The organism is Variimorphobacter sp. HTMS_6 (assembly GCF_059717775.1).
On the sequence record NZ_AP046094.1, the window covers coordinates 4,201,111 to 4,212,753 of the forward strand.

Below are 11,643 nucleotides of genomic sequence, written 5' to 3' on the forward strand. Positions count from 1 at the left end.
TTGCAATTAATATTTGATAAAATCAATTATATATATAGTCCAGGTACAGCCTTTGCAAGACATGCAATTAAGGATGTTAGTTTTTCTATCAATAAAGGAGAATTCATTGGTTTGATTGGCCATACCGGTTCCGGTAAATCAACCCTGATTCAGCATATGAACGGATTGGTGAAGGCTACAAGCGGGAGTATATATTTTAACGGTCAGGATATATATGATCAGAAATACAAATTGAAGGATTTACGAAGCAAGGTAGGGTTGGTATTTCAATATCCGGAACACCAACTGTTTGAAACCACAATATATAAGGATGTGCTTTTTGGCCCTACAAATCTAGGTTTGGATAAGTTAGAGTGCGAGATGCGTGCTTATGAAGCATTAAAGATGGTAGGAATCGGAGAGGATCTGTTGGATGCTTCACCGTTTGAACTGTCTGGCGGTCAAAAACGTAGAGTGGCTATCGCGGGTGTTCTTGCAATGAGACCGGAAGTCTTAATACTGGATGAGCCTACAGCGGGTCTGGATCCTAAAGGTCGAGATGACATTCTGGAACAGATCAATAAATTGCATAAGGAAAGTGGAATCACCATAATTTTAGTTACTCATAGCATGGAAGATGTGGCTAATTATGCGGATCGTCTCTTTGTTATGAACCATGGAGAGCTGGTATTCCAGCATCCGACGAAAGAGGTTTTCTCTCATTATAAAGAATTAGAGAAGATGCATTTGGCAGCACCTCAAGTAACCTATGTTATGAATTCTATGAAGAGTGCAGGATATCCAGTTTCTACAGAGGCTACTACAGTATCAGAAGCCAAAGAAGAGATTTTGAAGGCGTGGAGGTTATCATGATCAGAGACATTACTATCGGACAGTACTATCCAGCGAATTCCGTGATCCATCGATTGGATCCGAGGGTGAAACTGATCGCGACATTCGCCTATATTATATCATTGTTCTTCTTCAAATCCATCTATGGATATATTCTAGTGGCATTATTTTTGGGTGCAGTGATTTTGTTATCAAAGGTTCCATTTGGTTTTATTGTACGAGGGTTAAAGGCCGTTGTGGTACTTTTATTGTTCACGTCCGTCTTTAATCTGTTCTTGACGCCGGGTAATTCGATATATCGTATCGGTATTATTAATATAACCGATAAGGGTGTAAGCACAGCCATCTTCTTCAGTATTCGTTTAATTCTACTGATTCTTGGTTCGTCGTTGATGACCTTTACGACTACACCGAATCAGCTAACAGATGGTCTTGAGAAAGTTATGGGTCCGTTAAAACATATTAAAGTGCCGGTACATGAGATTGCAATGATGATGTCTATTGCACTCAGATTTATACCAATCCTACTGGAGGAGACGGATAAAATCATGAAAGCACAGATGGCAAGAGGGGCTGATTTTGAATCAGGCGGTGTTATTAAGCGTTCAAAAAGTATGATTCCACTGCTTGTACCGTTGTTTGTATCCGCATTCCGCAGAGCAAATGATCTTGCAATGGCAATGGAGGCAAGATGTTACCGCGGTGGTGAAGGACGTACGAAGATGAAGCCTCTGCGTTATCATAACAGAGATTATATTGCATATGTGATTTTACTGGGCTATATGGGCGCTATCATAGTAATTATGGTTCTTGAGAATAGAGGATTAATTCCCGTGATGTTTTAATCTAATTAATATCAGCCAGTATGTATACAATTATAAAGTGTAAGTTTAATCATAAGAGTTATATTTATAGGCAATCGATATAAAGAGAGAACATCATTGATGATTCGTGTAAGTAAATCTATGTGTAGATGATCATTATAGATGGACTATATCAATATCATAAATAACTCGTGTTGGTAAATCTGTGAAGATGATTATCGTAGATAGACAATAGCAACATCATATAGGATCAACATAGTTATTTATATATAAAGAATAGATTATATGTAAACTTTAAAAAACAAAATATCGGAGTTGATATATGAAACGAATTAAACTAACAGTAGCATATGACGGAACTGCTTATGCAGGATGGCAATTACAACCGAATCAACCTACTGTAGAAGCAAAACTGAACAAAGCATTATTAGAGCTTTTTGGAGAAGAGATTGCTGTGATTGGTGCTAGTAGAACGGATTCCGGAGTGCATGCACTTGGAAATGTGGCAGTATTTGATACGGATAGTGCTATTTCTGCGTCAAAGATATGTTTCGCACTTAATCAGAGGCTTCCAGAGGATATACGTGTTCAAACCTCTGTTGAAGTTCCGTGTGACTTTCATCCGAGAAAGACAGTAAGTTTTAAAACATATGAATATCATATACTCAATCGAAGAATTGCGCTTCCGACAGAACGATTATATTCCAATCACATATACTATGAATTAGATATCGCTAAGATGCAGGAGGCGGCAAGCTATCTTGTAGGTGAGCATGATTTTAAGAGCTTTTGCTCTGTAAAAACACAGGTTCAGGATACAGTAAGAACAATTTATCAACTGGATGTGAGCAAGAATGTGGATAATATAACGATACGAGTGACCGGGAGTGGATTTCTTTATAATATGGTAAGAATCATAGTTGGGACTTTGATTAAAGTTGGCTATGGTGCCTATCCTCCACAAAAGATATTATCTATTTTAGAGGGATGTGACAGAGGGTTGGCAGGACCTACCGCACCAGCTATGGGTCTCACTCTGATCAAGATAGAGTATCCTCAATTAGATGAAATGGAATGTAAGAAGGAGAGATAGACAGGAAGGGTGGAAAGTTAATGTTTCATTTCACAAGTGATTTATCTTCGGTTAATGATACAACGATAGTTGTTCGAATGGTTATGGCTATGGTACTCGGAGGGGTTATAGGATATGAGCGAGGTCGCGCTGGTCGGCCGGCAGGACTCCGTACACATATACTTGTATGTATGGGCTCTACTCTGGCAATATTGACAAATCAATATGTGTTTGAAAAATATAATGTAAGTGATCCGACAAGAATAGCGGCACAGGTTATATCCGGTATCGGTTTTCTCGGTGCGGGAACGATTATTGTAACCGGCAGACATCAGGTAAAAGGCTTGACCACAGCAGCAGGCCTTTGGGCTACCGCGTGTATGGGGCTGGCAATTGGGATTGGTTTTTATAAGGCGGCTTTCGTATCTTGTATACTTATTGTATTTGCTACCATCGTGCTACATCGTTTTGATAATCTTATGTTATCAAAATCGAAGATGCTAGACGTATACATAGAGATAAAAAAAACGACGCCAATTAACAAAGTGCTGGAAGAGATTAAGATGAATGATATAAGCATCGATTCTCTTGAGATGGTAAGAGCCTCTTATGACACCAATGCACTGGCTGTTATCATGACGCTTCGATTAAAGCATAAAAGAATTAGACTGGACATTATCGGCTCCATCTGTGCCATAGAAGGAGTGGAGTTTGCAGAGGAAATCTAGATTTACGTTAAATTGGAGATTAATAACACAAAGGGTAATATTAATAATGTTGAAATGCATTAAATAATGATATAATATAGGTATAGGACAAGCTTTAAAAAGGCTTGAATAAGTAATCAACCTAGATAAATGCAAATATGCAAGAATTCTAGCATTATAATACGTATTAGGTCGTTTTTTATAAGAAATTATTGACAAGCTAAAAAAATATATTATAATTAGTCTACCGTATTTATGTTTGGTTTTACAAATAACGACAAAACATAAATTTTACTTGCAATTTATGTGTAATTTATGTGTAATATATCTTTAAATTTTGAGGAATTAGTACTATAATGGTTAAATGTGGTAATAATATCACTTGTGGAGGTTTTGAATGAACAGTACGATGACATTTCTTATGACGTTTTTGAATCAAGAGCAAAATTTAGCGACATTTAATATTCCTTTACTAATTGCGGTAATAGCTATATTGCTAATTGCTTTGTTTATCTGTGTTCGTATTACGAGAAGGAATCGGCTTTATATTCACCACAAGAGAAAACCAAGAGCAAAAGCTACTGCATGATATGATAGGGGAACCATATGAGGCGTGAAAATATTAAAACAACAAAAGCGATAACTTTATTATTAGATTTATTAAGCGTAGTGGTTGCATTTTATCTATCCGGGTTTATTAGAGGAGGAATTATAGATAACCATGGCTTAATGCGAGAGCTTTATGTAAACGTATTAGCTATACTGATTTTATCAACCTTATTTATAGGTAGCGTGTCACTGAATGTGAATATATGCAAACGTGGCTTTTATCGGGAATGCGCTAGTTTAATGAAAGATCAAACCATTCTATATTTTATAATCTTTGGTTATATAATAGTAATGAAAGAATCAAATGATATCTCCCGATTATTCTTGGGAATATTTATAGTTTTGAATTTCTTAATAACCTATGTTGTAAGAGGTTATATGAAGATGATACTTATGCTTGTATATAAGAAGAGTTCATCTAGTAATAAGGTAATGTTAGTAACGATATCACAGAATGTAACAAATGTAATTCAACAGATTAGAAAAGAGTATGAATGGCAGATTCATGTTAATTCAATTGCACTTCTAGATAAGAATGAAATTGGACAAGTAATGGATGGTGTTGAAGTAGTAGCAGATAAGGATAATCTTATCGACATCGTAAGACGTAATGTTGTTGATGAAGTTTTTATATGCCTGCCGAATGACTATAATATAGAGATTGAAGAATTAATACTTACATTAGAAAATATGGGAGTGGTTATCCATTTGAAAATGGATCTGTTCCACAATCTGAGTATTAAAAACAAAGTTGTTGAAGAATATGCGGGACATCAGGTAATAACCTTCTCTACAGTATACTTTAATGAAGGTTATGTAATTATAAAGCGAGTTCTGGATATTATAGGTGGTTTGGTTGGCTGCTTCTTTATGCTGATTATTACACTGTTTTTAGCGCCTGCCATCTTAATTGAGTCACCGGGACCTATCTTCTTTTCTCAAGTGCGTGTGGGTAAGAACGGTAGAAAGTTTAAAATATATAAGTTCCGTTCCATGTATCGCGATGCGGAGAAGAGAAAAGCCGAGCTCATGGAGAAGAATGAAATGAGTGGTCTGATGTTTAAGATGACCAATGATCCGAGAATTACGAAGATCGGAAACTTTATACGTAAGACAAGCTTAGATGAATTCCCACAATTTATTAATGTCCTTAAGGGAGATATGAGCCTAGTTGGAACAAGACCACCGACACAGGATGAATTTGAGCAGTATGAAGGATGGCATAAGAGAAGGCTGAGCTTTAAGCCCGGATTAACAGGCATGTGGCAGGTTAGTGGTAGAAGTGATATCGAAGACTTTGAAGATGTTGTTAAGATGGATCTACAATATATCGATAACTGGTCAATATTACTGGACATTAGGATCTTGATTAAGACGGTTGGGGTAGTATTACTAAGAAGAGGCTCAAAGTAGAATAAATTGATAATTATATATCTAAAAATATATCGGCTTTAATTAGTTGAAAATGTTTGATTTTCAGCTAATTAAAGCTACTTATGCGAATATGGGCCAAGAGAAGTTGAAATTCAAATTGATACAGAGTATGTTTGAGATACTTGAATAATAAGGCTTGAGAGCCTATCGTGATGTTAAATGCTGTTGACATTTGACGTATGAAATAATATAATTTCGAAGTAACGTAAAATTATGGTATTTTATTCATAAATAGAGTAATGCATTATAGTGATCATTTATCGTGGAAAAGCATTACAAATGAGAACTGCACAGTTCTTTTTTTATACTATAGCATACACCTGCTAGAGTTAAATGTTAAGTTTGTAGTTATAATGTAAAAATATAAATATAAAAGTCAGAGCGTTTTGTTATTACTAAAAGAAATCTTGATAGGAATGGATTAACTATGAAAACAATAGGAGTACTGGGAGCAGGAACCTGGGGAATCGCTCTAGCGAAATTATTAGCAAACAATGGGAATGATGTAACAGTTTGGTCTGCGATAGAAAAAGAAATTGATGATATTACTACTAATCGTATCCATCCAAACTTACCCAAAATGATTATCCCTGATACGATAAAATTTACAAAAAAAATTGAGGATGCCTGTTCAAAAAAGGACATTATTTTGTTCGCAGTACCTTCCGTATTTGTTAGATCAACGGCGTTGACGTCCAGAGATTATATACCGGATGGTCAAGTGATTGTGGATGTAGCGAAGGGAATAGAAGCAGATACACTCTTTACGATGACCGAGGTTATTAAGGATGAGCTACAAAAGGACGGGAAACACAGTAATGTGAAATTAGTAGCTCTCTCCGGTCCTACGCATGCGGAAGAAGTAAGTATGGATATGCCGGCTACAATAGTTTCAGCTTGTGAAGATTCAAATGTAGCAGAGTTAGTACAGGATGTGTTTATGAACACATGTATGAGAGTATATACGAATGTGGATGTTGCCGGCGTCGAGCTGTGTGGTGCTATGAAAAACATTATTGCACTTGCAGTTGGTATATCAGCTGGATTAGGATATGGTGATAATGCGAAAGCTGCATTAATTACCAGAGGTATGGCCGAAATATCAAGACTTGGTATTGTTATGGGATGTGTAGAACAAACTTTTCATGGTTTAGCCGGTATGGGTGATTTGATTGTAACTTCAACAAGTATTCATAGTCGAAACTATAAAGCTGGTTATTTAATAGGAAAAGGGTATAAGTCGACGGAAGCTGTTAAGAATGTGGGTATGGTAGTTGAAGGAATCAATGCATTGCCTGCAGCGATGAAACTTTCTCAGCTTTATGAAGTTGAAATGCCTATCATTACTTCTGTTCAAAAGATTATAAACGAAGAGGCAAGTCCGACAGATATTGTTATCGAATTGATGGGTAGAGATAAAAAAACAGAGCTTATTAAGTCAATTCATGATATAAACTTTGAAAATATTATTTTAAGAAAACAGAGAGGTACTTGTATGAAAAGGGTTATTACTTATGGTACGTTTGATCTATTGCACTATGGTCACATTAATCTTTTACGACGAGCTAAGGCATTAGGCGATTATCTGGTAGTTGTTTTGTCATCGGATGAATTTAATTGGGATGAGAAACAGAAGAAGTGTTATTTTAGTTATGAGCAGCGCAAGGCGCTCTTAGAGGCAATACGTTACGTTGATTTGGTTATTCCTGAGAATAGCTGGGAGCAGAAAATTTCTGATGTACACACGTATCATATTGACACTTTTGTAATGGGAGATGATTGGGTAGGCAAATTTGATCACCTGAAAGAGGAAGGTGTAGAAGTTGTCTATTTGCCACGTACTCCTGAAATAAGTACATCTCAAATTAAGAATGATATTCAGAATATTGAAGTATAACATGTAAACAATGGGAACTGGAGAAGAAACTATGGAGACAGATAATAAACGTTCTGAAGTGCAAGAAATAATATGGAATATTATGAAAGAAATCAAGACGTTTTTGGAAGATGAAAATATTGAATATTATATGTTAGGTGGCACATTGTTAGGTGCAATAAGACATAAAGGGTTTATCCCGTGGGATGATGATATTGATATTGGAATACCACGTAAACAATATGACATGTTTCTTAAAAAGATATCCTCTAAACTTCCTGAATATATGGAGCTTCAGACATTTTCCAATAGTAAATCGCATCATTACTATTTTTCTAGAATCGTTGATTCACGACATGCATTAAAGAGAATGGGTAGTGAAATCGAGAGGAATGAGAATGTATGGGTAGATATATTTCCTCTGGATGGGATGCCAAATAGTTGGATTACCAGAAAAATTCAAATGTTCAAACTGTTAGCAATAAGAACGATGTATCATATATCATGCTTTGAAAAAGTGAATTTGAAAAGGCCAAATCGCCCTTTATCAGAACGCATTATAATTTCTTTTGTACAGATAACGGGATTTGGGAGAAACAGTGATATGTATTCATGGCTTCGCCGCTTGGATAAAGCCTTAATAAAGTATCCCTATGAGAACTCAAAATGGGTCGTTAATTTTATGGGTCAATATAAGTTTAAAGAAATGTTTCCAAAATCTTATTATGGACAAGGGAAGCTATACGATTTCGAGGATGATAAATTAATGGGACCAGTGGATGCAGGTGCTGTGCTCACTCAAATGTATGGCGATTATATGACACCGCCTAAGGATGCGGATAAAAATGCTCATGCTGCAGAGATAGTTAAATAAATAAACGATTAGGTGGTTTCTTTTATGAAAGTATGTTTTGTTACACATTTGCCGAATTTAACCGGAGCAAATCGCTCACTACTGGATATGTTAGACGGGATCGATAGAGATAGATATACTCCTTTTGTTTTGTTGAATGCACATGGACCAATTGAAAATGAGTTAAAAAAGCGTAACATAGATTATAAGATAGTTTTTTATTCACCTGCTACAAATTCTGATAATAAGGTAAAGGATATAGTGAAAGCAATCCTCAATACTAGATTGCTGAATCGGATATCAGTTCAGCTTATTAAATCCGTATTTAAAAAAGAAAAAATTGATCTGGTTCATAACAACACATATATTGTAGGAGCCGGAATGGAAGCTGCGAATGAATTAAAGATTCCGTATATTTGTCATATTCGAGAGTTTATTTGGGAAGATCATCATAGAAAGTTTTTTAATGAAGAACGACAAGTAAAGTTATTAAAGAATGCAACCTGTGTATTAGCAATAACGAATGCAATTAAGAACAAATTCCAATCGAGTGCAACAACCGATATTCAGGTGTTGTTGGATGGTATAAATGTAGATGACTACGTACTACCTTATAGAAATATCTTTGATAAAAGTGAAATAAATATCTTAATGGCTGGTAGAATTTCACCAGGCAAGGGACAGTTTGAGGCGATACAAGCAGTTGAATTATTGCATAAGCAAGGTTACAACAATCTTAATTTGTTAGTAGTTGGGGGCATCGGAGATGATAAATATCATCAGAAAATCCACCAATATGTTGATGAGAAATCTTTGAATTTTATAAAGTTTTATGAGTTTACGAATGATTTAAAAGGGCTAAGGGCTGGGTGCGATATAGGATTAACTTGTTCCAAGGCGGAGGCATTAGGCCGAGTTACTATTGAAAATATGCTATCGTCTTTATTGGTAATAGCCGGAAAGTCTGCCGGGTCTGAAGAATTAGTAAAAGATAGACAGACTGGATATTTTTATGAAACAGGTTCATATACAAGTCTGGCTGATACGATTCGTCAAGCGATTGAAGAACCGGAATTGAGCAATATAATTACAAAAGCAGGTTATGAAGAAGCAAAAGTACGATATGACAATCAGAAATATGGGAAAGATATTATGGAAGTATATCAACATATCTTAATTGAAGGAAAACATAGATAAGAGATTATGAATAAGCATATTAAAACAATTAGTGAAAAATTATTATTTGGAATTTTGAAATGGTTTCCAATTAAAAAGAATACAGTATTATTCAAAAGCTTTGGAGGCCAATATGCGGATAACCCCAAATACGTATCAGAGTACTTCCATGAGAATTATCCGGAAGTAAAACTTGTATGGGCCGTGTCAAATAAATCATCCGGTATAGATATTCCGGAATATATAAAGAAAATCGATATTGATAGTTTCAGTTTTATCTATTATTGCGCAGTAGCAGAAGCTGTAGTCGATAATATGAGCGGAATTCGAGGAGTGCGAGGAAATCGTTATATTAGGGTACTTGATTATCTAATAAAACGAAAGAAGCAAATAAATATATCAACCTGGCATGGTACACCCCTAAAGAAAATTGCATGTGATGTAGTAGAAGACGGCATCTCAAATTACCAAACATCAGCAAAGTATATAACTGCGGGAAATCAATATGCTTATGAAATTTTTAAGAGAGCGTTCCATGGAATTAATATCCAAATGAATGGTTCACCTCGAAATGACATTCTGTGCAAGAAGGATGTTGATACCGCATTACTAAGAAAAAAACTTGAATTGCCAATAGATAAAAAAATTATACTTTATGCACCAACCTTTCGTAAATCTGCTGAAAATTCAGGGGTTGAGCAACTAAAACAAATGGATCTGCAAAGATTATTTGAAGTCTTAAATCATCGCTTTGGAGGGACATGGGTACTTGTGCTTCGAGTACATCATGAAGTTCTTTTAAAAATCCATAGTGAATGTGAAGGACTTATCGATGGAATCAAAGTTTTCAATGGAAATGCACATGATGATATGGCAGAATACTTGGTTGCCTGTGATGTACTATTAACGGACTATTCCAGCTCGATGTTTGATTATATGTTAACAAAAAAACCATGTTTTCTATTCGCATTTGATAAAGATAATTATGTTAATGATGAGAGGGGTGTTTATATCCCTCTAGAGAGAGTACCATATACATTCTCTGAAACTTTTGATGCGTTGTATCAAAGTATTGAAGCATTTAATGAAGATCATAATAACCAACAATCACAAATCTTTCTAGATGAGATTAGTAATTGTGAGGACGGACAATCGTCAGGGCGTATTGCAAAAGAAATAATAGCTTTTATGAATAGGTAATGTGAGAAGATGAGTAGTTTTCTTAAGATTACTGCAATTTAATATGAGTATTAAATCAATAGAAAAAAGGTTACAACAGTTCTTTATAATTTGTGTGTGGCTTGTACGAAGTGAAAGGAAATGGATATAGTATGGATAATAAAGATGTTGCAGTTATTGTTGTGACTTTTAACAGAAAAGAATTATTAATTCAATGCATTCAATCAATACTGGAACAAACGTATGAAAACATGTCAGTTTTTGTTATTGATAATAATAGCAATGACGGTACGCAAGAGTTATTTCAGGAAAAGATTAGTGATGAGAGAGTTCGTTACTTTAATACCGGTGCAAACATTGGTGGAGCAGGCGGCTTTAACTTTGGCATGAAGAAAGCGATAGAAGCTGGATATGAATATTTCTGGCTTATGGATGATGATTCTATGCCTAGTCCTGACGCGTTGAAAAGAATTTATGCAGCATCAGATTTGCTGAATGATGATTATGGATTCTTATGCAGTTATGTAAAGTGGGTCGATAATAGCCCATGTATGATGAACATTCCAAAGATTGATGCAAAATGGCTTGAGTCTGGAGATTTGGCACATAATAATCTTATAGCAGTAACTTCTGCAACCTTTGTGGGATACTTTACGAGAAAAGATGTCGTTGAAAAAGTTGGATTGCCAATTAAAGAGTTTTTCATATGGAATGATGATACAAACTTCAGCTTACGTATTAATAAGCATTATAAGTCCTATATTGTTCTAGACAGCACAATTACCCATAAGATGGTGACAAATAATAATGCTTCTATCATAACAGATACAAGTGGAAGATACTCTAGATACTTCTATGCTTTTAGAAATAGATTTTATACAGCGAAAACCATGGGAGGTGCCGGTAAATTTGTCTTGGAAGTTCTTAAGACCTCTGTGCATATACTAATGCGATCCAAGGGAAAAACAAAGAAATTATTTTATATGTATAAAGGATTTTTTGCCGGAATCGGCTTTAACCCTAAGATTGAATTTATAAAAAAATAAATAGATAAGATAATTATATATATTAAATGATTGTAT

General features: G+C 35.2%; 11 protein-coding genes and 1 pseudogene. All 12 read left to right on the forward strand.

Translation table 11 applies throughout. From position 1 onward, the window contains the following. Positions 1-852, forward strand: a complete 852-nt coding sequence (locus AC6IWN_RS19020) for an energy-coupling factor transporter ATPase (protein ID WP_497989732.1) — start codon at positions 1-3, stop codon at positions 850-852. Then, positions 849-1,676: an energy-coupling factor transporter transmembrane component T family protein gene (locus AC6IWN_RS19025; protein ID WP_497989733.1), complete on the forward strand. Its 828-nt coding sequence runs from the start codon at positions 849-851 to the stop codon at positions 1,674-1,676. Before AC6IWN_RS19020 ends, AC6IWN_RS19025 begins: the two co-directional genes overlap by 4 nt. A 301-nt stretch (positions 1,677-1,977) precedes the next feature. Further along, positions 1,978-2,748, forward strand: a complete 771-nt coding sequence (truA, locus tag AC6IWN_RS19030; RefSeq protein WP_497989735.1) for a tRNA pseudouridine(38-40) synthase TruA — start codon at positions 1,978-1,980, stop codon at positions 2,746-2,748. A 20-nt stretch (positions 2,749-2,768) separates the two neighbouring features. Further along, positions 2,769-3,455 (forward strand): MgtC/SapB family protein, encoded by a 687-nt coding sequence (locus AC6IWN_RS19035; RefSeq protein WP_497989737.1) that lies wholly within the window; start codon positions 2,769-2,771, stop codon positions 3,453-3,455. Between the two features lie 376 nt (positions 3,456-3,831). After that, positions 3,832-4,023 (forward strand): hypothetical protein, encoded by a 192-nt coding sequence (locus AC6IWN_RS19040; protein ID WP_497989739.1) that lies wholly within the window; start codon positions 3,832-3,834, stop codon positions 4,021-4,023. A gap of 17 nt (positions 4,024-4,040) precedes the next feature. Continuing rightward, positions 4,041-5,456 carry a sugar transferase gene (locus tag AC6IWN_RS19045; RefSeq protein WP_497989741.1) on the forward strand — a complete coding sequence of 472 codons (1,416 nt, stop codon included), beginning with the start codon at positions 4,041-4,043 and terminating at the stop codon, positions 5,454-5,456. A 448-nt stretch (positions 5,457-5,904) separates the two neighbouring features. Further along, a pseudogene (locus AC6IWN_RS19050) lies at positions 5,905-6,906 on the forward strand (NAD(P)H-dependent glycerol-3-phosphate dehydrogenase); the annotation flags it as partial. Positions 6,907-6,972: 66 nt separating this feature from the next. Further along, the gene (gene tagD, locus AC6IWN_RS19055; RefSeq protein ID WP_497992225.1) at positions 6,973-7,374 is read left to right on the forward strand and encodes a glycerol-3-phosphate cytidylyltransferase; all 402 of its coding nucleotides are present in this window, start codon (positions 6,973-6,975) and stop codon (positions 7,372-7,374) included. Positions 7,375-7,405: 31 nt separating this feature from the next. Next, positions 7,406-8,227, forward strand: coding sequence for a LicD family protein (locus AC6IWN_RS19060; protein WP_497989743.1), 822 nt, complete (start codon positions 7,406-7,408; stop codon positions 8,225-8,227). A gap of 24 nt (positions 8,228-8,251) precedes the next feature. Continuing rightward, entirely contained in the window at positions 8,252-9,403 is a 1,152-nt protein-coding gene (locus tag AC6IWN_RS19065) for a glycosyltransferase family 4 protein (RefSeq protein ID WP_497989745.1), read from the forward strand. A gap of 6 nt (positions 9,404-9,409) precedes the next feature. After that, the gene (locus tag AC6IWN_RS19070) at positions 9,410-10,582 is read left to right on the forward strand and encodes a CDP-glycerol glycerophosphotransferase family protein (RefSeq protein ID WP_497989747.1); all 1,173 of its coding nucleotides are present in this window, start codon (positions 9,410-9,412) and stop codon (positions 10,580-10,582) included. A 131-nt stretch (positions 10,583-10,713) separates the two neighbouring features. Continuing rightward, positions 10,714-11,607 (forward strand): glycosyltransferase family 2 protein, encoded by an 894-nt coding sequence (locus AC6IWN_RS19075; RefSeq protein WP_497989749.1) that lies wholly within the window; start codon positions 10,714-10,716, stop codon positions 11,605-11,607. Positions 11,608-11,643 lie beyond the last annotated feature (36 nt).

Excerpts from the sequence above, each read along its gene's own strand:
- AC6IWN_RS19065 (WP_497989745.1), top strand. The coding sequence starts at position 8,252 with ATGAAAGTATGTTTTGTTACACATTTGCCGAATTTAACCGGAGCAAAT.
- AC6IWN_RS19070 (WP_497989747.1), top strand. The coding sequence starts at position 9,410 with ATGAATAAGCATATTAAAACAATTAGTGAAAAATTATTATTTGGAATT.
- AC6IWN_RS19035 (WP_497989737.1), top strand. The coding sequence starts at position 2,769 with ATGTTTCATTTCACAAGTGATTTATCTTCGGTTAATGATACAACGATA.
- AC6IWN_RS19040 (WP_497989739.1), top strand. The coding sequence starts at position 3,832 with ATGAACAGTACGATGACATTTCTTATGACGTTTTTGAATCAAGAGCAA.
- AC6IWN_RS19060 (WP_497989743.1), top strand. The coding sequence starts at position 7,406 with ATGGAGACAGATAATAAACGTTCTGAAGTGCAAGAAATAATATGGAAT.
- truA (WP_497989735.1), top strand. The coding sequence starts at position 1,978 with ATGAAACGAATTAAACTAACAGTAGCATATGACGGAACTGCTTATGCA.
- AC6IWN_RS19045 (WP_497989741.1), top strand. The coding sequence starts at position 4,041 with ATGAGGCGTGAAAATATTAAAACAACAAAAGCGATAACTTTATTATTA.
- AC6IWN_RS19025 (WP_497989733.1), top strand. The coding sequence starts at position 849 with ATGATCAGAGACATTACTATCGGACAGTACTATCCAGCGAATTCCGTG.
- tagD (WP_497992225.1), top strand. The coding sequence starts at position 6,973 with ATGAAAAGGGTTATTACTTATGGTACGTTTGATCTATTGCACTATGGT.
- AC6IWN_RS19075 (WP_497989749.1), top strand. The coding sequence starts at position 10,714 with ATGGATAATAAAGATGTTGCAGTTATTGTTGTGACTTTTAACAGAAAA.